The organism is Streptomyces apricus (assembly GCF_008369065.1).
GTDB lineage: Bacteria > Actinomycetota > Actinomycetes > Streptomycetales > Streptomycetaceae > Streptomyces > Streptomyces apricus.
Map to the genome: position 1 here is coordinate 199,148 of NZ_VDFC01000043.1, position 21,396 is coordinate 220,543.

The following is a 21,396-nucleotide window of genomic DNA, read 5'->3' on the forward strand; positions in this document are numbered from 1 at the left end:
TACTCCCCCTCCGCCGCCCCGCCCGGCACCGCGTACAGCCCGCTCGACTCGTGCCGGATGAAGGCGGACAGCGCGTCCCCGCGGTCGAGCTTGCGCTGCACCGGGACGAAACCGCGCAACGGGTCGGCCTGCCAGCACACGAAGAGCAGGCCCGCGTCCGGCACCCCGTCCGCGTCGATGCCGTCGTGGAAGGAGAAGGGCCGGCGCAGCATCGCCGCACCGCCGTTCTCGTCGGGCCGGGTGATGCGCGCGTGCGCGTTGATGGGCACCACCAGCTTGCCGTCGCCGTCGGTCTTCTCCAGGTCCATCGCGGTCGTCTCGGTACCGCCGGACAGCGCCGCGCCGTCGGACTTGCGGCGCCCGATCACGTTCTCCTGGTCCGTGACCGAGAGCTTCTCCCAGTCGTCGAGGAGCATCCGGATACGGCGTACGACGGCGTACGAGCCGCCCGCCATCCAGGACGGGTCGCCCGCGTCGGGCACGAAGACGCGCCGGTCGAAGTCGGGCTCCGACGGCTTGGGATTGCGCGTGCCGTCGATCTGGCCCATCAGGTTGCGGGTCGTCATCGGCCGGGTGGTGGCGCCGGGCGAGCGGTTGAAGCCGTTCATCTGCCAGCGCACCCGGGCCGCGTCGCCCGCGTCCCGCTGGATCGCGCGCAGGGCGTGGAAGGCGACGAGGGAGTCGTTCGCACCGATCTGGACCCACAGGTCGCCGTTGCTGCGGGCCTTGTCGAGGTGGTCCGAGGAGAAGTCGGGCAGCGGGTCGAGCGCGATCGGGCGCTGCTTCTCCAGCCCCGTACGGGCGAAGAAGCTGTGCCCGAAGCCGAAGGTGACCGTGAGGGACGAGGGCCCGGCGTCGCGCGCCACACCGGTGTCCCCGCTCGCGGACGCCTCGCCCGCCATCAGCCGCCGCGCCGTCGTGGACCAGCGCCGCAGCAGGGCGGCCGCCTCCTTGCGGCCGGCGCCCGCGCGCAGGTCGAAGGCGACGAGGTGGCCGCGGGCCTGGAGGGCGGTCGTGATGCCCGGCTGATGTTTCCCGTGAAACATCACCTCGTCCGCGCCCACCGAACTGAGGAGCGCGGTCCGGTTGGCGGCGGGCGCGGCGGCGTATCCGGCGGCGCCGCCCGCGGCACCCAGCGCGAGACCCGTCGCACCGGCGGTGCCGAGCAGGCGCCGCCGTGAGACGACGCTCCTCGACGAGGGCTTCGGAGTGGGCTGTTCAGCTTGTTCAGCCATGGTGTCGTTCAGCCGATCTGCGCGTTCTTGTCCACGGTCACCTGGTCGATGTCGGAGGTGCGCACGGTCACCGCGATCTGCCAGCTGCCCGCCATCGGGATCTGCACCCCGCTCGCCGTCCAGTGTCCGGTGGCGATGCGGTCGGGGACCACGGGCAGCGGCCCGATGTCCTTCGCCTTCAGCGTGAAGGCGACCTTGACCTCGGGGATGTCGAAGGCCTTGCCGTTCGCCCGCTCGACGTAGACGTGCATGTCGTTGCCGCCGACGCGGGCCGGGTCCAGCTCGATGCGGGCGATGCCCTTGCCGTCCTGGCCCCCGGTGTCGAACGGGATGTCCAGCGACAGCGCCCCGCCGGTCTGCTCCGAGGCTGCGGCGGTGGCGGCCTTGGCCTCCTCCTCCGTACGCCCGGGCTCGGTGGACGTCAGCACGGTGGTGACGGCCAGCAGGACGACCGCGACACCCGCCTCGGCGAGCACCGAGCGGCGCAGGCCCGAGCGGAGCGGGTCGGCGTCCCGCAGGCGCTTCTCCCGGGTGGCGGCCACCGCGGCCCGCTGCCGGGCCAGCTGGGCGGCCCGCTTGCCGTCCCCGCCGCCGGAGGCCGCCCCCTTCTTGGCGGGGCGCGCCTTGGCGCCCTTGGCACCCTTCGGGCCGCCGGAGCCCTTAGACTCCTTCGATGCGCCGGAGCCGCCGGACTCCTTCTTCGAGGCCGAGGCGCCGACCGGGACCTTCACCGGCTCCTTGACGGGCGCTTGCGTCAGCCGGCCGGTCCAGCGCCGCGAGAAGTACGCGATGCCGACGAGGACGACCACCAGGGCGACCTTGATCATCAGCAGCTGTCCGTACCACGTCCCCGTGAGCGCGGACCAGCTGCCGACCTGCCGCCACGACTGGTAGACGCCGGTGACGACCAGCACGATCACGCTGGCGAACGCGACCCGGGAGAAGCGGTTGACGGTGGCCGCCTCGACCGACGGGCCGCGGTGGAGCACCACGAGCAGGGTCGACAGCCCGCCGAGCCAGACCGCGACGGCCAGCAGGTGCAGCACGTCGACGGGCATCGCGATGTTCGCCTGCAGACCGGTCGAGGCGTGCTCGGCCATCGCCCACGTCGCGGCGAGACCGGCCGCCACGACGAATCCGCCGATGGCGAGCCCGAAGGTCAGGTCGCTCTTCCCCTCGTCGTCCTCGCGCTTCTCGTACGCCCCGAAGAGCACGGCGACGAACAGCGCGGCCGCGGCGAGCAGCAGCAGCCGCGACACCAGGGCGGCGCCGGTCTTGGTCTGCAGCACCTGGCTGAGGAGGTCCAGGTCGAAGACGTCCCCGACCTTCCCCGAACCGGTGTACGACCCGCGCAGCAGCAGCATGGCGAGCGTGGCCCCGGTCAGGGCGAGCCATCCCGAGACCACGAGCCGCTGCACGGCCCGTACGCCGGAGCCGCCCTGCCAGCAGGCCAGCACGAAGGCCGAACCGCCGACGAGGAGGATGAAACCGGTGTACGACACGTAGCGGGCGAAGCCGTAGAGGCCGCCCACGATCCCGCCGCCCGCCTCCTGGTCGGACACGGCGACGGTGGTCTTCGAGGGCGCCCCGATGGAGAAGGTGAAGGCGCCGGAGACGGGATGGCTGTCCGCCGACACGACCTGGTAGGTGACGGTGAACGTGCCGTCGGGCAGCCCGGAGTGCAGCTTCACCGCGTAGGTGTTGCCGCCCTGCCCGGAGGTCTTGCCGGTGTCGACGCGCTCGCCCTTGGGGTCGAGCACGCGCACCGAGCCGTCGGACATCGCGACCTGCTCGGAGAAGGTCAGCGACACCTGGGCGGGCGCCTCGGCGACCACCGCTCCCTGCTGGGGGTCGCTCCCGGTCAGCGCGGCGTGCGCGGAGACGGGCGCGGCCCCGGCGAGGAGCGCGCCGGTGACGGCGAGCAGCAGCAACAGCAGCGTCCGCACGCGGGGAGCGGTGGTCCGGCTCAACGGTGGTCCCTCCTCAGTGGTGCGATGCAGTGGGCGAATGCCCGGACGGATGCGCGGACGACGTCGCCGACGACGTGGTCACCGACGGCTTCGTCGCCGACGGCGGCCGGTACGTGGTGGACTCCACCGGCATCTCGACCTTGATCGGATCGGACTCCGCGAAGTGCAGCTCCAGGGACACCGTGTCCCCCTCCTTCGGCTTGCGGCGCAGCTTCTCGAACATGAGGTGGTCGCCGCCGCTCTCCAGGACGAGCCTGCCGTGGGCGGGGACGGCGAGGCCCTCGGCCTGCTCCATCCGCTGCCCGACGGTCATGTGGAGGGTGACCTCACCGGCGACGTCGCTGGTGACGGAGGTCAGCCGGTCGCCGGAACCGCCGTCGTTGGCGACGACCAGGAAGCCGGCCGCCATGGAGTCCGAGACCGGCTGCGGCATGTAGACGGAGCTCACCGACAGGTCGCTCCCCGACTCCCCGCAGCCCGCCAGCGCCAGTGCGGCGGCCAGCACCAGGGCGACCGCGGACGCCGTACGACGTGTCACGGCTTCGCGCCCTTGATCAAGGCGGGAAGGTCCTTGGTGTAGTCGTCGACGGTGGCGTCCTCGCCGTACAGCACGTAACCGGCGTCGGTCTTCGGCGAGAAGGCGATGACCTGCGTGCCGTGCATCGACGTGACCTTGCCGTCCTTGTCCTTCGTCGGCGCCTCGATGGAGATGCCGAGCGTGCGGGCACCCGCCTGGATCGTGTCGAACGACCCGGTCAGGCCGACGACGTCGGGGTCGATGCCCTTGAGCCACTTGCCGAGCGCGGCGGAGGTGTCGCGCTCCGGGTCGGTGGTGACGAACACGACGCGCAGCGAGTCCTTCTGCGCCTGGGACAGCTGCTTGTCCTGGGCCAGCTGCTTCTTGGCGACGGCGATGTTGTTCATCGTCAGCGGGCAGACGTCGGGGCAGTTGGTGTAGCCGAAGTAGATCAGCGTCGGCTTGCCCCGCGTCGCCTCACGGAGGTCGTACTTCTCGCCCTCGGTGTCGGTGAGGACGAGGTCCGGCTTCTCGAACGGCTTGTCGAGGACGGTGGCGGCCTTCTGGGAGCCGGCCTCCTCGGACACCTCGGCGACGGAGGTCCCGCTGTCGCCGTCCCCGCTGCCGCAGGCGGAAAGGGCCAGGGCGGCCGCGGCGAACAGGGCCGCCGCGATGTGGTTCTTCTTGCGCATAGTGCATTCTCCCGGGGACGCCGCACCCGGCCGCGAGGCACGGGCCCGGACCCCCGGCCGGAAAGGCTGGCCGGGGACTCCGGTGGGACGTCCGACGTTGGGTCGGTAGGACTACTGGGCTTACGCGGTGGTGCGCCGGCGGCCGGCGAGGACTCCGAACGCCACGCCCGCCACACCGACGACGATGCCGACGACACCCAGCACGCGGGCCGTGGTGTCGCTGCTGTCGGTGTCGGCGGCCTCGCTGGTGCTGGCGGCGGCCTCGGCGTCGTCGCCCTTCCCGGAGTCGTCGTCCGAAGCGGCGTCGTCGTCGGAGGCGGCCGCCCCGTGGTGGTCGTCGGAGGCGGCGGACAGCGCAAGCACCGGGGCGGGCGTCTCGGGCTCCTCCTCGCCGTCCTCCTGGGTCTCGATCCAGCGCACGACCTCCTTGTTGGAGTACGTCTGGATCGCCTTGAACACCAGCTCGTCGGTGTCCTCGGGCAGCGCGCCGATGGAGAGCGGGAACTTCTGGAAGTAGCCGGGCTGGATGCCCTTGCCGTCCGCCGTCCAGGTCACCTTGGTGACGGCCTCGCTGATCTTCTCGCCGTGGAGTTCGAGCGGCTTGTCGAGCTTGGACTTGGTGACCTCGACGTCCCAGCCGTCGACGGGCTGCGGCATGACCGAGGCGAGCGGGTGGTCGGCCGGGAAGTTGATCTCCAGCTTGGTGGTCGAGGCCTTGTCGCGCTCGTTCGGCACCTTGAAGTTGACCGTCGCGTAACCGCCCTTGGCGGCCGTGCCCTCGGGCTGCACGCTGACGTGCGCGAACGCGGGGCCGGACAGGACGAGGACGGCGGAGGCGGCGACGGCACCGGTCGCGGCGATACGGGAAGCCTTCATTGCGGGACACTCCACTTTCAGCACTGGTTCGTTGACGGGGATTGCGCGCGTGGAAGAACGGGCACGCGCGCGTGCCGCACGACGGCACCCCTGGAGTGGTACGTCCGAAGCGGTGCGTCGTGTCAGGCGGCGAGGGCGAGTGCCGTGCCGGCCGGGGGACCGCGCCGGCTGACCGAGTGCTGGAGGGCGTTCGTCCGCGTGACCGGCGGCTCGTAACGCCAGGTGCGCCGTGCGCCCGGCATCGCCGGGGTCGCGCCGGGAAGACCCGCCAGGAGGGCGCGTACGAGCGCCAGGGCCCCGCGCAGGGGCACGAGTGCCCCTTCCGCCACACCGTGCGCCGAGAGGTGCAGGAGGCGCTGCAGGGCAATGTCCCCGCGGCGCAGCAGCCACCCGGTGGCGACGGCGGCGAGCACATGCCCGAGGAGCATCGACAGCGACGGCAGCGCCGAGCCCGTGCCGACCGCGGGCACGGCGTCGATCTGCCCGTGCAGGGCGTGGACGCCGCTTCCGCCGCCCGCGCCGCCCGTGGCGCCGCTTCCGCTGGCGCCCGTGCCGAGCCGGGCGTCGGCGAGGATGCGCTGTGCCTGGGCGGGGCTGAGCGTCGCGACGGACGCGCCGCACACCAGCCGCGCGGCGCGGGCCACGAGCGAGGCGTCCACCAGAGAGGCGTCCGCACCCGTGGAGACCGCGGTCGCCGTGCCGTGCTGACCCAGTCCGAAGAGCGTGTGCAGGGCCGTCTGACCGGCCGCGAGGAGCACGGCGATGCCCGGCAGCGAGCGTTCGCGTCCGGCCAATGGAGCCGCGACCGCGAGGACGGCGAGGAATCCCGCACCGAGCGACCACAGCGGAATCGTCGCGCAGGAGGCGACGGAGTGACCGGCCGCGGCCAGCACGACGCAGACCGCGGCGAACACCGAGGCCCTCAGGAACCGGAGATCGCCTCCGGTGCGCGCGCGCTGGTGGGGGGCAGTCATGGCGGGCTCATCATCGCACTGGCCCCGCCCGGCCCGTACGGCAGGTCCACAAGATGGCGTACGGTCCGGAAGATCATGTTCTGGTACGGGTCGCCCGCACATACACCGGCAGATGGCGTCGCCGCATCCCCCTTATGGGCGGCATCACGCCGCCAGGACGCTTATCCACCGCCCCGCCCGGCAATACGTAACGGTATGTCGAGCCGCGGCCAGGAGGCTGGCGCATGAGCATCTGGTGGTCTCTCCATCTCCGGCGTGAGGCAGCGAGTGTTCCGCTCGCCCGGCGCCTGCTGATCGGCACGATGGAGTCCGCGGGGGTGGACCCGGACATCTCCTACGACATCTCCGTCGCGCTCAGCGAAGCATGCGCCAACGCCGTGGAACACGGCGGCGACTCGGACCGGGGCGAGCCCACCGAGGCCTACCGGGTCACCGCCTATCTGGACGGCGAGAAGTGCCGGATCGAGGTGACCGACTCGGGGCCGGGATTCCCCTCGGGACGCGGCCGGGCGCCGGCCAGGCCCTCCCACAGCGACGCGGAGCACGGCAGGGGCCTGTGTCTGATCCAGGAGCTCTCCGACCACGTCCGGATCGGCAACAGCTCCGGCCGGGGCGGGGCCGTGGTCAGCTTCGACAAGGTGCTCAAGTGGCGTGAGGGCACACCGCTGGTGGCCTTCTGAACACATTGACGAGCGGCGGTACGGCCGGGGCACTGGCCGGCCGCGGGTGTGACGGACCGCTCGGCGCCGGTTCGGTGATCCGCTCGGCCGCCGGTGCGGCGGACCGCCCGGGGACGGGAACGGGAACGGCCGGGCACCCCTCGGTGCCCGGCCGGAACCCGCGTCAGCCCTTCAGCGCGGCCATCCACGCCTCGACCTCGTCCGACCTGCGGGGCAGCCCGGCCGAGAGGTTCCGGTTGCCGTCCTGCGTGACGAGGATGTCGTCCTCGATGCGGACGCCGATGCCCCGGTACTCCTGCGGCACCGTCAGGTCGTCCGCCTGGAAGTACAGCCCCGGCTCGACGGTCAGGCACATGCCCGGCTCCAGCGTGCCGTCGACGTACGTCTCCGTGCGGGCGACCGCGCAGTCGTGGACGTCCATGCCGAGCATGTGACCGGTGCCGTGCAGCGTCCAGCGGCGCTGCAGACCCAGCTCCAGGACCCGCTCGACCGGGCCCTCGACGAGCCCCCACTCGACGAGCTTCTCGGCCAGCACCCGCTGCGAGGCGTCGTGGAAGTCCCGGTACTTGGCGCCCGGCCGCACGGCCGCGATACCGGCCTCCTGGGCCTCGTACACGGCGTCGTAGATCTTCCGCTGGATCTGCGAGTACGTGCCGTTGACCGGCAGCGTGCGCGTGACGTCGGCCGTGTAGAGCGTGTGGGTCTCCACACCGGCGTCCAGCAGGAGCAGGTCCCCGGAGCGTACCGGGCCGTCGTTGCGCACCCAGTGCAGCGTGCACGCGTGCGGGCCCGCGGCGCAGATCGAGCCGTAGCCGATGTCGTTGCCCTCGACCCGCGCGCGCAGGAAGAACGTGCCCTCGATGTAGCGCTCGCTGGTCGCCTCGGCCTTGTCCAGGACCCGTACGACGTCCTCGAAGCCGCGCACGGTCGAGTCGACGGCCTTCTGCAGCTCGCCGGCCTCGAACTCGTCCTTGACCAGCCGGGCCTCGGAGAGGAAGACGCGCAGCTCGGCGTCGCGCTCGGCGGTGACCTTGTCGGTGAGTGCCGCCTCGATGCCGGCGTCGTACCCGCGCACGACCCGGACCGGGCCGGTCGCCTCGCGCAGCCGGTCGGGGAGTTCGCGCACGTCCGAGGCGGGGATGCCGTACAGCTGTTCGGCCTCGGCCAGGGAGTGGCGGCGGCCGACCCACAGCTCGCCCTGGCCGGAGAGCCAGAACTCGCCGTTCTCCCGGTCGGAGCGCGGCAGCAGGTAGATCGTGGCCTTGTGGCCGTCCGCGACCGGCTCCAGCACCAGGACGCCGTCCTCGGTGAGGTTGCCGGTCAGGTACGCGTACTCGACCGAGGCGCGGAAGGGGTACTCCGTGTCGTTCGAGCGGGTCTTCAGGTTGCCCGCCGGGACGACCAGGCGCTCGCCCGGGAAGCGCGCGGAGAGCGCGGCCCGGCGGGCGGCGGTGTGCGCGGCCTGCGCTATCGGCTCCAGGCCGTGCAGCTCGGTGTCGGCCCAGCCGGACTTCATGTTCTCGGCCAGCTCGTCCGACACGCCCGGGTACAGGCCGTTCTTGCGCTGCTTGATGGGTGCTTCTTCGTCCGCCTGGTCGGCGGCATCGTCAAGCACGGCTTCCGGGGTCTCCGGGTTGAGCGCCTCCGACACGGTCTGCCTCCTCGATACGACTCTGGACGCCCACCATCGTACGGTCGTACGGAAGGACGCCCAGGGCCGGAAGACCCGGATGACGTGCGGCGCGCGAGCCGCTCAAGCGCGGCCGCTCAAGCTCGGGCCGCTCAAGCGAGGGCCGCCCACGCGCCGGACGTGCGCCTCACTCGAAGCGGGCCGCGAGGATCACCACGTCCTCGTCGCTGTCGGCGTCCGCGAGGCCGTCCGGCAGCATGCTCCGCAGGACGTGGTCGGCGACGGCGCCCGGATCGCCGCGCAGCGCCCTCGGCACGCTCGCGGCGGCCGCGTGCAGCCGCGAGAAGGCCCGGTCCATGGGGTCGCCGGTGCGGTGCAGCAGCCCGTCCGTGTACAGCAGGACCGTCTCGCCCGGCTCGGTCCGGAACTCCACGCCGGGCGCCTCCCAGCACGCGAGCATCCCCAGGGGGGCCGACACCGACGTCTCCACGTACTCGGTGCGCCGCTCGCCGATCACCAGCGGCGGGCTGTGCCCGGCCCCGGCCATCGTGATCTTGCGCTGGGCGGGCTCGCAGTACGCGAACAGGGCGGTGGCGGAGCGGGCCGGTTCGGTGAGCCGCAGCAGCAGTTCCAGGTCGGACAGGACGGCGACCGGGTCCTCGCCCTCCATCACCGCGTACGCCCGCAGGGAGGCCCGCAGCCGGCCCATCGCCGCGACGGCGCTGGGCCCCGCCCCGGTGACGGACCCGACCGCGAGGCCGAGCGCGGCCTCGGGCAGCGGCAGCGCGTCGTACCAGTCGCCGCCGCCGCGCGGCCCCGTGCGGTGCCGGGCGGCGAGCTGGACACCGGAGACGCGGGGCAGCCGGGAGGGGAGCAGCTCGCGCGAGATCGTCGTCATGCACGCGCGCGTGCGTTCCAGTTCGACCAGGCGCGCCAGGTGCTCGGCCGCGTACGCCGTATAGAGGCCGACCAGGTGGCGCTGCCGCTCGGCCGGTTCGGCCGGTTCGTCGTAGAGCCACACGGCGGCGCCCAGCCGGCCGGCCCCTTCCGTGGACAGCGGCAGCGCGTAGCTCGCGGCGTAGCCGAGCCGGGCGGCCACCTCGCGGTGCCGCGGGTCCAGCCCGTCCTCGGAGAGCAGGTCGGGCTGGGCGATCCCGCCCTCGCCGCCGGGGAGCCCGTCGAGGATCCTGCCGTACGACAGGGAGCTGCGCGGAACGGTCTCGATGTGCCCGAGGTCAGCCCGGGCCAGTCCCAGGCCGATCGTCGTGTCCGGGCCGAGCCCGTCGCCCGGCTCCAGCACCACGAGGCCGCGCCGGGCGCCCACGAGGGCGGCTCCGGCGCGCAGCAGTTCCTGGAGCGCGTCCGCCAGCGAACCCGTGCGCGCGAGCCGCTCGGTGAGCTCGTGCAGCGTGGTGAGGTCGGAGACCCAGCCCGCGAGTCTGTCCTGGAGAACGGCCCCGGGAGCGTGTGGGGCCGGTGCAGGTGGGGAACCCGGGGTGACACGTGCGGGCGCGACAGTGTGTGCGGGTGACGGAACCGTTGAATCGATTCCGGCCACTTTCGGGAGGTGAGGGGCGTTCATGGCGTCCGGCTTTCCGGCCGGTGCGTATCGCTCGATAGCATCGCAAACCCCCATGTCGTTCTGCGCCGCTAGCAGTGTCTCCACATGTACACGCACTCGTAAGGGGATGTCCAGCATTGTCCTGCCGGGATCACTGGTGTCTGTGGTAGGGACGTGGAAAGGTGAACTTGGCTTGAAAACGACTCCAGTCAGAGGCCGCTGCGGTCGACTGGCCCTGCTCGACAGAGCGTCACAACGGTCGTGATGGGTACGTACTCGGAGAAGGCCAGGTGCGGTTGGGATCCATCCGGAACCTGGCGACGGACCCGGGCGTCTTAACCACCGACGACCGTGCCCCATCCTCCCGTGGCGGAGGCGGCGAGAAGTACGCGGGACAGCAAACGCCAGACGCCGCCACCCCCCGCCATGCCCGTGCTTTAGACAGACGCAGTGTGGACGCGGACGCAGCCAACGCTCGGCCCACAGGGGTTCCCCTTGTCCGCGACAAGGGTGTGATGCGCCATCAGGTACGCACAGTGAAGTGATCGCCACATGGTGTGATGTGGTTCCTCGGCGTTCAACGGAAAGGAACGAGCGCACATGCGCGAGATCCTCGGAAGGCGACGAAGGCTCCTGTCCGGGCGGAACGGCGGGAGGCCGGAGATGCTCGGCGCGGCCCTGACCTTCGCGACCGCCTGGCAGTGGCCCGTACTCCCGGGCGTGGCACCGGACCCGCAGGGTCGGGCCCGCTGCGCGTGTCCCGACCCGGAGTGCACGGTGCCGGGTGCCCACCCCTTCGACCCGGGCCTGCTCGCGGCCACCACCGACGAACGCATGGCGCGCTGGTGGTGGACGAACCGGCCGACGGCGCCGATCATCCTCGCCACCGGCGGCACGGCCCCGTGCGCGGTGAGCCTGCCGGCCCCGGCCGCCGCCCGCGCGCTCGCCGCGCTCGACCGCATGGGGATGCGCCTGGGCCCCGTGATCGCTGCCCCGACGCGCTGGGCGCTGCTCGTGAAGCCGTACTCCCTGGAGCAGCTGGGCGAGCTGCTCTACGCCAAGGACTTCGTTCCCGGCTCGCTGCGGTTCCACGGCGAGGGTGGTTACGTGGCCCTGCCCCCGTCCGAGACCGGCCAGGGCGGGATCCGCTGGGAACGCGCCCCGCTGCCCGGCTCGGCCGCCCCCTGGGTGCCCGACGTCGAGGCCGTGGTGGACGCGGTGGTGGAGGCTCTCACTCGTACGGGTGTGAGCGCCCCCGAGTTGTAGGGGACTCGGGCGCGCGGCGAACCGCGCGCCCGCCCTCGCTCGTTATCGTCCCTCTCATGCTGCGTCACTCCGGGGGACGGCCCCCGGACCCCCGAAGAGTCCGCCTGCTGATGCTGGCGGGCATCGTCGTGCTCACGGTCGCGGTGCCGCTGGCGGTGGCCTCCGCGGGGCCGACGGACGGCCGGGCACCCGCATCCGCACCTGTACCCGTATCGGCACGTCCCTCCGCGGAGGACGACGCGACCGGCACGACCGATGGGGCGGACAGCGCCGGCGAGACGGGCGGGATCGGCAGGACCGGCGGGACCGGCGGGACCGGCCAGGGCAGTTCGGACGGCAGGGCGCCCGGACCGTCGTCGTTCTCTGCGAGCTCCCCGAGTCCTGCGACGCTCGGTGTGGGGCTCGCCACCGCGGCCCGTTGCGGACCCGACCTCGCCTCCCCCGAGGGCATCGAGGCCCAGACGTGCGTGCTGACGCAGGGGCGGGAGACCTGGGCGCGTACCTACTACCGCAACACGACCGGTGACGGTCTCACGTCCGCGCTGACCCTCATGGGGCCCGGCGGCGGCACCGTGCGGACGCATTGCGCGGTGGACGCCGACGACGAGCCGGGCACGTGCGAGACGCCGCGGGAACGGACGGCCGGAGAGGTGTCCGCGTACACGGCGGTCGCCGAATTCGCGGCGGACGCCGACGGACCGCTGCTACTGCGCTCGGGGAGCAACTCGCTTGCCCCAAAAGGGCGTTGAGGACCGCTTCGGCGACGGTTCGGGATCCGGGCATGAAAAGACCCGGTTGCTGGCGACGGGGGATGCACCAGCAACCGGGCTATTGGAACGGTAACAAGAGATCGGCGGTTCGCAAATTCGATCTCGGCTATTCAGACACCGATTGGCTTGTCACGACCGGGAGTTGTGACAGGAGTCACCGGATGTGCGCACCTGTCACGCACCCGTCCTCCGGCTGACCGACCGGCCGGCCGGAAGGGGGGCGCGCACGAGACATCAGCTGAGGGTGACCTGGCGGTTGGTGAGACCGCCGCGCGCCCGGCGCTCGTCGGCGGTGAGCGGCGCGTCCGTGGCCAGCGCGGCGGAGAGCCGCTCGGCGAACTCGGACGCGGGCTTCTCGACGTCCTCCGCCGTGACACCCGTCGGCAGGTCCCAGACCGGGACCGTGAGGCCGTGGGCCCGGAAGGAGCCCACCAGCCGGGTGCCCTCGCCGAGGCTCGAAGCGCCCGCCGCGTGCAGCCGCGCGAGGGCGTCCAGAAGTTGCTCCTCGGGGTGCGGCATGACCCAGCGCAGGTGGTTCTTGTCCGGCGTCTCGCACCAGTACGCCGCCTCGACACCGGCGAGCTTCACCGTCGGGATGGCGGCGGCGTTGGCGCGCTCCAGGGAGGCGGTCACCTCCGTGGACGCGTTCTGCGCGTCCGGAACCCAGAATTCGAAGCCCTCGTGCACAACTGGCTCGAACGCGCCTTCGGGGTCGAGGAGATCCTGCAGCCGCGGCCCGTCGCCCGGGGCGCGGCGGGCCTGCACCGGAGTGCCGGGCTCCGCGGTGAGCGCGCGCTGGAGCGTGTCGGCCAGGTCGCGGCTGATGTCGCCGGACGCCGTGTCGTTCTGCAGGCCGATCAGGACCGAGCCGTCCTCGCGGCGCAGCGCCGGCCAGGCCATCGGCAGGACCGTCGCGAGCGTGACCGACGGGACGCCCTCGGGGAGGGATTCCCTCAGGTGCAGTGCGACGGTGGCCGCGGGCACCAGCTCGCGCAGCGCGATCCAGTCGCCCTCGCCCGGCAGGCCCTCGAAGGGGCGCTGCACCAGCTCGGTCACGGCGTGCGCCGCGGCGCGGCCGTGGCAGGCCTTGTAGCGGCGGCCGCTGCCGCAGGGGCAGGGCTCGCGGGCCCCGACGACCGGCACCTGCCCGTCGGCGACGGCGGCGCGGGCCCCATCCTGTGGCTGCGGCCGCTTGGCCTTCGTCTGGGGTCGCTTCTTGGCCATCGTGGCTGTCTCCCGGTTACGGCTCGACTCGTACGGGCGCGAGCCTAGCCGCTCGTACGAGGACCCAGGGGACCCTGTGGACAACGTGCCGGGCCGTACACGGGGCGGTGCTCCGGTTCGTCCCGGAACCGGCGCCCCCGTCCCTGTCCTGCGCGGTCCGGGCGGTCAGTCCAGACCGTCGAACGCGTCCCCGAAATCCAGGTCCGGCAGCGCGGGCACGGCGGGGGCGGTGACCCGCGCGGCGAAGTCGTCGCGGCGGCGCGCGGCGCGCGCGTCCTTGTGGACGACCGCCCACACCGTGAGCTCACCGCGGGTGTCGTCCCGGACGCCCCAGTCGTCGGCCAGCGCCGTGATGATGTTCAGGCCGCGGCCTCCGTGGGCGGTCACCGAGGGGGTGGCCGGAACCGGGCGGGTGGGACCGCCGCCGTCCGTCACCTCGACGGTGAGCCTGCCGGTCGGTTCGACGCGCCAGGCGGCCCGGACGTCGCCGTCGCCCGCCAGGGCGTCACCCAGTGGCCTGCCATGACGGCAGGCATTGCTCAGTAGTTCGGAAAGGATCAGTACGGCATCGTCGATGACCGCTTCCGCGACACCGCCGTTGCGCAGCTGATCGCGCATCCGGTGCCTCGCCTCGCCCACGCCCGCAGGGCCATGGGGAACGGCCATGCTCGACGACGTGGGCACTTCCTGTGCCACCACCAACGCCACCCCCGAGACCTCCTTCGCCCCACGCCACGGTGTGGATGCCCTCCTGGACTGAGCCGGAAACCGGCCAATGCACGTGCGGTGACGCACTCGTAACGATCGAGCACGCACCGAACGCGCCGGAGCACTCCCTGTCGCCGCATGGTCGGACATGCAGGTCATGTCCGCACTTGACGGTCCATGGATGGGGCGGGGGAGGCCGGTGCGGTGGGTACGCGGACGGCGGCTTTCAGCGGCCCAACTGCCGCAGTACCGCCCTCGGCCGGTTGGTGATGATGGCGTCGACGCCCAGCCCGACGCAGAGATCGACGTCCCGGGACTCGTTCACCGTCCACACGTGGACCTGGTGCCCGGCCCCCTTCAGGCGCTCGACGTACGCCGGGTGATTGCGCACGATCCGCAGCGAGGGCCCGGCGATCCGGACGCCCGGGGGCAGCCGTCCGTCGCGCAGCCGGGGCGAGACGAACTGCAGCAGGTAGACCGTCGGCAGCGTCGGGGACGCGGCCCGGACGCGCTGCAGGGAGCGCGCCGAGAAACTCATGACACGTACGGGCGACTCCTCGGCCGAGGGCGGTGCGTCGAGGCCGAAGCGCTTCAGGAGGATCAGCAGGCGCTCCTCGACCTGCCCTGCCCAGCGCGTGGGGTGCTTGGTCTCGATGGCGAGCCGTACGGGACGGCCGGCGTCGGCCACGAGTTCGAGCAGGCGCTCCAGGGTCAGGACGGACTGCTGCTCCCAGGAAGGAGGCCGCTGCTGTTCCCAGTCGGGCGCCTCGTCGCGGTTCTTCCAGGAGCCGAAGTCCAGGGCGGCGAGGTCCGCGAGCTCCAGGGCGGAGACGGCGCCGCGGCCGTTCGAGGTGCGGTTGACGCGGCGGTCGTGGACGCAGACGAGGTGCCCGTCCGCGGTCAGCCGTACATCGCACTCAAGGGCGTCGGCCCCGTCCTCGATCGCCTTCTCGTACGCCGCCAGGGTGTGCTCGGGGGCCTCGTCCGAGGCCCCGCGGTGAGCGACGACCTGGGTCGGATGCTGTCGTGCGTGGGTCACCGCGTCATGGTGTCACCGACAAGGGGTACGCGTGTGGTCGACCGTGCGGAACATACAGTGGTTTTGTCAGACCTGTCCTATATAAAAGAAGATCTCGGAGTCACAGGTGCCGCTTATGGCGCCCTGACGTCCTGTGGGAAAAGCTGACGGCATACAAAAGCACATGCGCAGCTGAATCGTGCCGGTTCCCGAACACGCGTGAGTTGGTCCTGAACACACGCGACCGAACGCGACCGGATGTGAACTGACTGACCGCCGTGGATCGAGAGGAAGAGCTGTGAGCACCGAGAACGAGGGCACCGCAGTACCCCCGGCCCCGTCTGCACCCCCCGTGCCGGTGGACACTCCCGCTGCTTCCGCGTATCCGGAGCAGCCCGCCCCGCCGGCGGCGGGACCCGTTGGGCCTCACCAGGGCGCGGGCCCCCACCAGAGCGCAGGCCCCCAGCAGAGCGCGGCCCACCCCCAGGAGCCGGGCTCCCTTCCCGGGGACGCGCCGACGACCTCCATGCCTCCGGTGCCCTCCGGGGCCCCGCAGGGTGCGGCTCCCGCTCCGGAGGCGGGCTCCTGGCCGCCGCCCCCGCCCCCGGCGACGCCTTCGTACGCGGGGAGCGGCGACGGTGCCTCCGGCCCGTACGGTGGCGGTGGCGAGGGCGGTTCCGGCCCGTACGGAGGCGGCGGCGCGGGTGGCGGCGGCCCGTACGGCGGCGGTGGTGAAGGCGGCTCCGGGGACGCGTGGGGCTCCTCCTACCAGCAGCCCGCCCACAAGGCGAAGTCCGGCGGACGCGGCGGCCTGGTCGCCGGGGTCCTCGCGGCCGCGCTGATCGCGGGCGGTGTGGGCGGCGGCATCGGCTACTGGGCGGCGGACAGCAACGACGACTCCTCGGGTTCGACGACGGTCTCCGCCTCCGACAGCGGCGGCGACCTCAAGCGCGACGCGGGCACGGTCGCGAACGTGGCCGCCACGGCGCTGCCGAGCACGGTCACCATCGAGGCCGAGGGCAGCAACGGCGAGGGCGGCACGGGCACCGGCTTCGTCTTCGACACCCAGGGCCACATCCTCACCAACAACCACGTGGTGGCCGAGGCGGTCGAGAGCGGCAAGCTGTCGGCCACGTTCTCGAACGGCAAGAAGTACGACGCCGAGGTGGTCGGCCACGCCCAGGGCTACGACGTCGCGGTCATCAAGCTCAAGAACGCGCCGGACAACCTGAAGCCGCTCCCGCTCGGCAACTCGGACAAGATCGCCGTCGGCGACTCGACCATTGCGATCGGCGCCCCCTTCGGGCTGTCGAACACGGTGACGACGGGCATCATCAGCGCCAAGAACCGCCCGGTGGCCTCCAGCGACGGCGGTTCCGGCAGCAAGGCCTCGTACATGAGCGCCCTGCAGACCGACGCCTCGATCAACCCGGGCAACTCCGGCGGCCCGCTGCTGGACGCCAAGGGCGCGGTGATCGGCATCAACTCCGCGATCCAGTCCACGAGCGGCGGCCTCGGCGGCACGAGCCAGTCCGGCTCCATCGGCCTGGGCTTCGCCATCCCGATCAACCAGGCGAAGAACGTCGCCCAGCAGCTCATCAAGACCGGCGAGCCCGTCTACCCGGTCATCGGCGCCTCCGTCGCCCTGGAGGAGGGCACGGGCGCGAAGATCACCGAACAGGGCGCGGGCAACTCCGACGCGGTCACGCCGAACGGCCCCGCCGACAAGGCCGGCCTCAAGCCCGGCGACGTCATCACCAAGCTCGACGACCGGGTGATCGACAGCGGTCCCACCCTCATCGGTGAGATCTGGACGCACCAGCCGGGCGACACCGTCAAGCTCACCTACACCCGTGACGGCAAGCAGCGGACGGCCGAGGTGACCCTGGGCAAGCGCGAGGGCGACAGCTGATCCACCGCCCACTGCTCCCCACTGAGCCGCGCCGCTCGCCGAGCGGCGCGGCTCAGGAGCGTTCGCGGGCGGCCGGGGGGTTCAGGCAGAGCGCGATGTTGCGGACCGCGGCGGTGAGTTCCTCGATCACCCGGGCCGCCTGCTCCGCGTTGTGGAAGGCCGGGCGCTCCGCCAGGACCAGACCGAGCTCCTCAGCGGACCGCAGGACCGGTCCGACGCTCTCGGCGTAGGCGGCGGCGCCGGGTGTGGACGCGGGCGCGGATGCGGACGCCTCGGCCGCGGCGGGCATGACGGTACCGGTCACGACGGACGTGGGTGCGGACGCTTCCGGTGCGGYTGCGGGTGCGGGGGCCGGTGCGGGGCGGGGCGCCGGTTCGGGTGCGACCGGTGCCGCCGGGCCGGCAGCCGGAGTCCCGGTCCTCGGCTCCCCAGGGTGCTCGTCCCGGTACTCCCCCCGGTGCTCGTTCCTGTACCCGTCCCTGTGCCCGTCCCTGTGCCCGTCCCTCTGTTCGTCTCTCTGCTCGTCCCGGTACTCGTTCCTGTGCTCGTTCCGGCGCTCGTCGTACGGGGTCCGGAAGGCGTGGAAGTCACCGGTGGTGGAGGCGCACTCCTCCTGCCCGGCCCGCGACGGCGCGACCGGCCCGGTCGGCGCGGACGATGCGGGACGGGGATCCTGATGGACCCGCCGGACCTGCGTGAGCGCGTTCGACGCGTGCCGTGTCCGGGGGATGACGAGGTGCTCGAAGCCGGGGAACTCGGGGGCGGGGGGCGTGGAGGGGCGCGGTTTGTACTCGGCCTGCCACTGCATGCGGTAGCAGTCGACCTGGTCGCTGCAGGAGGTGCGGGCGTGGAAGACGGCCGTGTCCTCCCCCAGGTCCGGGTACCAGAGGTTCGGGCCCGGGAAGCGCACGGTCCGCACCCGCGGCTTGATGGGCTCGGCGCACCCCATGCAGCAGTCCTCCGGGACCATGAGGGGGATCCCGCCGTTCTGCTCGGGCCAGCGGGGGCCGCCCTCCCAGCGGTACTCCCCGTGACGGCAGGGCGGCAGCTCGCCGCAGGCGTGGCAGACGGCATAGTGCTCGGGCAGGACCCGCCAGTCGTGGCTGGCGGGGGCGCACCAGTGCTTCGGCGTGGAACGGGGCAGGTTCTCGTTCCGCAGCACCAGCACCACCGGGCGCTTGTAGAACTCGGCCCGCTCGGGGGCCGGTTTGGCCGTCTGGTTGTTGGCCCGCCGCAGTTCGTTGGCGTGCCACCACAGCTCCACGTGGTCACGCCACGCCTTCTCGTAGGAGTCCGGCCACCGGTCGCTCGGGTAGCCGTCGATCGCCAGGATCCGCCACGCCTGCCGGTCGAGTACCACAACGGAGCCGGCCTGCATCCGCATGTGCGTTCCGTTGTCCCTCTCGTCCGGCCAGTCGTGGCGGCCGATACGGGTGGGTTGGTCTGGGAGCCACCTGCGCATCTGCATGTCATGCTCCTCGGCAACGAAACCTCATAGTTTCAACTGGGGCAGTGAGCAACATTCTGGGCAATAAGGGCGTTTAGGCTGGTGTAGACACGCGCACGTGACTGATCGAAGCTGATCGGAAACGCCTTCCGCGACACCGCTTCCTTTCGCGAAAGCCTTCACGAGCAGGCCTTTTTCCCCTCCTGAGCCGTCCTCGACCTCGGCCTTCGACGGTCGGCGGGAAGCGCCCCGGTACCCCGGCCGCTGGATCCAACGCTCACCCGTACGTGTGGTGACGCTCGGGTCGTTGTCACCCCGTACGTGCGGATCACTCGTGTATTCGTCGCCGTTGTGCCCCACGACGGCACATGGGTGGGTCCGGGGAGTGGTATCGGGACGATCACCGACGGCTGACGGCCGACCTGTGGACCGTCATCCCGCGACGGGGTCCTGGGCCGGTAGTCTGTACCCGCTTCGTCCCAGGCGGGACGGGCCGAGGTGGGTTGCCCGAGCGGCCTAAGGGAACGGTCTTGAAAACCGTCGTCGCAGCGATGTGACCGTGGGTTCAAATCCCACACCCACCGCAGAAGAACGGCCCCTGACCGGGCGAACCGGTCGGGGGCCGTCGCGCTGCGCGCTGCCTGTGGGTGACCGGTGTTCCCTAGGATTCCCCGCTCGATCGGGCACGGGTGGGCCACGAAGCTCGTGTTACGCACCGATCAATCCGCGGCGGCTTTCCGGACGTCCGTACGTCCCGGATCGGGCAGGCCTGCCGGGGCCTGTCGCAAATCATGCGGTCGGCCGGGCCGGCAGACGGTAGAACATCGTGTGTGACTGTCTTCTACTGCGCCAAGTGCGGGACGGCGCTCACCGGGGACCTGGTGACGCTGCCCGTCGTTCCGGAGGTCGACAATCCGGATCACGGCCGGGACAAGGAGACCGGTCGGGCTCGTTCCACCGTCCCTGGCGGGTGTTATGCCGTCGACCCTGAGCCGTGGGGTGCCCCGTCCGTCGCTGCTGCTGGGCCCCGCCGCCGCCCCGCCCGCAGCGCTGGGCGCGAGTTGCTACGAGTCGCAACCATCGGCGACACGGTGTCCGCCGGGTGCCGCAACAGCTTCGTCGTCCACCCGGACGATGTTCTGCCACGCCTTGAACCCTTCACGCTCGGGGACAACTGGCTCGGGTGCTGCGGGCCCACTGGCGCGAACGGCCCCAACCTGGCCTGCGTCTGCGGCTCTCGCCTGGCCACCTGGGCGGCCGACTGCTTGGGTCCGAACGAACTCCACCTCGACCCGGTTCGTGTCTACGCCTGGCAGCAGGGCGGGCCAGGAGACCGCCGTTGACGAAGGTGTGGCCTCGCGGTTCCAAGGCGGCGACGAGGGGCGCTCGGGGCCTTCGTGCTGGGTCTGCTTCGGCCGTGCGGGTCAGGGGTGAGGGAGTGTCATGCGGGAGGCCGAGGTGATCGTCGAGCGGGCCTCGCGTTCGGTGAGGCCCGTGCGGACCGCGGCATCCACCAGGGCTTCGGTGAGCTGCGGGCCCAGGCCGTTCTCGTAGGCGCGGCAGGCGGCCCAGAACAGGCGGGTGTTGCGCTGGCCCTCGTGGGCCGCGAGGACGAACTGCACCAGGCCCTGGCCCTGGCCGCTCGTCGAGGTGCCCGTGGCGGTGTGGTGGGAGCGCGGCGGTGGCAGCAGGAGGCGCAGCAGCGAGGCCGGGCAGGGGGCGGGGGCCAGCCGGGCCGTCCCCGGGGCCGTGCCGTAGACGCCGTGTTCGGTGCGTGAGCCGGGGCCGACGAGGTAGCCGCCGGCGCCGCGGACGTCGATGCCCGGGGCGAGGCGGCTTGCCGAGTTGGGGACGACGACATCGGGCGGGCCGCTCAGCCAGAGGTGGCGCCCGCCGCTGGGGGTCAGCACGACGACCGTCTCGGGGATCGTGAACAGGTGGCGCAGCGCCAGTTCCCGCAGGGCGGCCGAGGAGTCCGTGCCCGACTTGGTGTCCAGGTCGATGCCGATGAGGTGGTGCGGCTCCAGGCCGCAGGCGATGCCGTAGCCGGTGGCCCAGGGAGCGGCGGCGAACAGTTCGCGTATGCGGCGGGGGTCGGTCGAGGCGTCGTACACACCGTGCCCGAAGCGCCCGCAGTCGCCGCGGCAGGGCGGTGCCGTCGGGTCGTCGCGGTGGGGGGAGCGCAGCGCCGGGAGCTTGGTGCGGGACAGCGGGATGACGGCCAGGCCGCGTTCCGCGGCTGACAGGGCGTGTGCGAGGGCCAGCGTCGTGGCCTGCCGGTCGATGGTGGCCATGGTTCTATTTTCGTACAGGTGTTCGAGAAAGGGAAGAGGGTCGGACCTTGTCCGGTCGGAGGGCGCCTCGGGGTGGTGGGCGTCCGTGCCGCCGCGCAGGCGTGTCGTGTGCCGCGGGGCCCGGCCTTGACAGTGCACGGTATCTGACGGACAGTCAGGAACTCCTGTTCGTACGAGGTCACTCCTGGGAGGGCCGTCGTCGTGCACCTCGCCCCCACCCCGCGCCAGCGACGGCTGCGTGCCGAACTCCGCACGTACTTCAGGGACCTGATGCCGGGCGGKCCGCCCCCCGCCGGTCACGACGAACGGCGGGCGCTCCTGCGGCGGATCGGCGCCGACGGATGGCTGGGTATCGGCTGGCCGCGGGCCTACGGAGGGCAAGGGCGCGGGGCCGACGAGCAGTTCGTCTTCTTCGACGAGGCCTGCCGGGCGGGCGCCCCGATCTCCATGGTCACGCTGAACACGGTCGGGCCGACGCTCATGAAGTACGGGACCGAGGAGCAGAAGGACTTCTTCCTGCCGCGGATCCTGCGCGGCGAACTCGTGTTCGCGATCGGCTACAGCGAGCCGTCGGCGGGCACGGACCTGGCCTCGTTGCGGACACGCGCCGTGTGGGTCGGGA

18 protein-coding genes and 1 tRNA gene are annotated in these 21,396 nt (G+C 72.1%); 6 read left to right on the top strand and 13 right to left on the bottom strand.

Going from position 1 to position 21,396, the window contains the following annotated elements:
* The 6 genes from efeB to FGF04_RS19050 all read right to left on the bottom strand — a co-directional run.
* The coding region (efeB, locus tag FGF04_RS19025; protein WP_149512663.1) for an iron uptake transporter deferrochelatase/peroxidase subunit at window positions 1-1,235 on the bottom strand (1,235 nt) is incomplete at its 3' end.
* Window positions 1,236-1,243: 8 nt separating this feature from the next.
* Window positions 1,244-3,205: a copper resistance CopC/CopD family protein gene (locus FGF04_RS19030; RefSeq protein WP_149512523.1), complete on the bottom strand. Its 1,962-nt coding sequence runs from the start codon at window positions 3,203-3,205 to the stop codon at window positions 1,244-1,246.
* A 13-nt stretch (window positions 3,206-3,218) separates the two neighbouring features.
* On the bottom strand, window positions 3,219-3,743 hold the full coding sequence (locus tag FGF04_RS19035; protein ID WP_235882395.1) for a copper chaperone PCu(A)C: 525 nt from the start codon (window positions 3,741-3,743) through the stop codon (window positions 3,219-3,221).
* Window positions 3,740-4,414, bottom strand: coding sequence for an SCO family protein (locus FGF04_RS19040; RefSeq protein ID WP_149512524.1), 675 nt, complete (start codon window positions 4,412-4,414; stop codon window positions 3,740-3,742). The genes FGF04_RS19035 and FGF04_RS19040 overlap by 4 nt, the downstream gene beginning before the upstream one ends.
* Before the next feature lie 120 nt (window positions 4,415-4,534).
* The gene (locus tag FGF04_RS19045; RefSeq protein WP_149512525.1) at window positions 4,535-5,290 is read right to left on the bottom strand and encodes a YcnI family copper-binding membrane protein; all 756 of its coding nucleotides are present in this window, start codon (window positions 5,288-5,290) and stop codon (window positions 4,535-4,537) included.
* A gap of 122 nt (window positions 5,291-5,412) precedes the next feature.
* Window positions 5,413-6,264, bottom strand: a complete 852-nt coding sequence (locus FGF04_RS19050) for a hypothetical protein (RefSeq protein WP_149512526.1) — start codon at window positions 6,262-6,264, stop codon at window positions 5,413-5,415.
* Between the two features lie 224 nt (window positions 6,265-6,488).
* On the opposite strand from FGF04_RS19050, the gene FGF04_RS19055 reads away from it, so the two are divergent.
* Window positions 6,489-6,944, top strand: a complete 456-nt coding sequence (locus FGF04_RS19055) for an ATP-binding protein (RefSeq protein ID WP_149512527.1) — start codon at window positions 6,489-6,491, stop codon at window positions 6,942-6,944.
* 163 nt (window positions 6,945-7,107) lie between these two features.
* Here the strand turns inward: FGF04_RS19055 and FGF04_RS19060 are convergent, their stop codons facing one another.
* Together FGF04_RS19060 and FGF04_RS19065 are read right to left on the bottom strand one after the other, a co-directional pair.
* On the bottom strand, window positions 7,108-8,595 hold the full coding sequence (locus FGF04_RS19060) for an aminopeptidase P family protein (protein WP_149512528.1): 1,488 nt from the start codon (window positions 8,593-8,595) through the stop codon (window positions 7,108-7,110).
* Window positions 8,596-8,761: 166 nt separating this feature from the next.
* Entirely contained in the window at window positions 8,762-10,273 is a 1,512-nt protein-coding gene (locus tag FGF04_RS19065) for a PP2C family protein-serine/threonine phosphatase (RefSeq protein ID WP_149512529.1), read from the bottom strand.
* 462 nt (window positions 10,274-10,735) lie between these two features.
* Between FGF04_RS19065 and FGF04_RS19070 the strand changes: the two genes are divergently transcribed.
* Window positions 10,736-11,401 (top strand): bifunctional DNA primase/polymerase, encoded by a 666-nt coding sequence (locus tag FGF04_RS19070; RefSeq protein ID WP_149512530.1) that lies wholly within the window; start codon window positions 10,736-10,738, stop codon window positions 11,399-11,401.
* 56 nt (window positions 11,402-11,457) lie between these two features.
* The gene (locus tag FGF04_RS19075) at window positions 11,458-12,150 is read left to right on the top strand and encodes a hypothetical protein (RefSeq protein ID WP_149512531.1); all 693 of its coding nucleotides are present in this window, start codon (window positions 11,458-11,460) and stop codon (window positions 12,148-12,150) included.
* Window positions 12,151-12,405: 255 nt separating this feature from the next.
* On the opposite strand, the gene FGF04_RS19080 is transcribed toward FGF04_RS19075, so the two are convergent.
* The 3 genes from FGF04_RS19080 to FGF04_RS19090 form a co-directional block, all read right to left on the bottom strand.
* Window positions 12,406-13,395: a DUF5926 family protein gene (locus FGF04_RS19080; protein WP_149512532.1), complete on the bottom strand. Its 990-nt coding sequence runs from the start codon at window positions 13,393-13,395 to the stop codon at window positions 12,406-12,408.
* Between the two features lie 165 nt (window positions 13,396-13,560).
* Window positions 13,561-14,103, bottom strand: a complete 543-nt coding sequence (locus FGF04_RS19085; RefSeq protein ID WP_328596391.1) for an ATP-binding protein — start codon at window positions 14,101-14,103, stop codon at window positions 13,561-13,563.
* A 226-nt stretch (window positions 14,104-14,329) separates the two neighbouring features.
* Entirely contained in the window at window positions 14,330-15,142 is an 813-nt protein-coding gene (locus FGF04_RS19090) for a glycerophosphodiester phosphodiesterase (RefSeq protein ID WP_149512533.1), read from the bottom strand.
* A 277-nt stretch (window positions 15,143-15,419) separates the two neighbouring features.
* On the opposite strand from FGF04_RS19090, the gene FGF04_RS19095 reads away from it, so the two are divergent.
* Complete coding sequence (locus FGF04_RS19095; RefSeq protein ID WP_149512534.1) at window positions 15,420-17,033, top strand: S1C family serine protease; 1,614 nt, start codon at window positions 15,420-15,422, stop codon at window positions 17,031-17,033.
* A gap of 52 nt (window positions 17,034-17,085) precedes the next feature.
* On the opposite strand, the gene FGF04_RS40095 is transcribed toward FGF04_RS19095, so the two are convergent.
* The gene (locus tag FGF04_RS40095) at window positions 17,086-18,501 is read right to left on the bottom strand and encodes a hypothetical protein (RefSeq protein ID WP_188114136.1); all 1,416 of its coding nucleotides are present in this window, start codon (window positions 18,499-18,501) and stop codon (window positions 17,086-17,088) included.
* A 476-nt stretch (window positions 18,502-18,977) separates the two neighbouring features.
* Between FGF04_RS40095 and FGF04_RS19105 the strand changes: the two genes are divergently transcribed.
* Window positions 18,978-19,064, top strand: a tRNA-Ser gene (locus FGF04_RS19105).
* An 840-nt stretch (window positions 19,065-19,904) separates the two neighbouring features.
* Here FGF04_RS19105 and FGF04_RS19115 read toward each other — a convergent pair.
* Window positions 19,905-20,774 (bottom strand): bifunctional DNA primase/polymerase, encoded by an 870-nt coding sequence (locus tag FGF04_RS19115; RefSeq protein WP_149512536.1) that lies wholly within the window; start codon window positions 20,772-20,774, stop codon window positions 19,905-19,907.
* 201 nt (window positions 20,775-20,975) lie between these two features.
* Between FGF04_RS19115 and FGF04_RS19120 the strand changes: the two genes are divergently transcribed.
* Window positions 20,976-21,396 (top strand): acyl-CoA dehydrogenase family protein (locus FGF04_RS19120; RefSeq protein WP_188114137.1); only part of this gene is annotated, 421 nt, incomplete at its 3' end.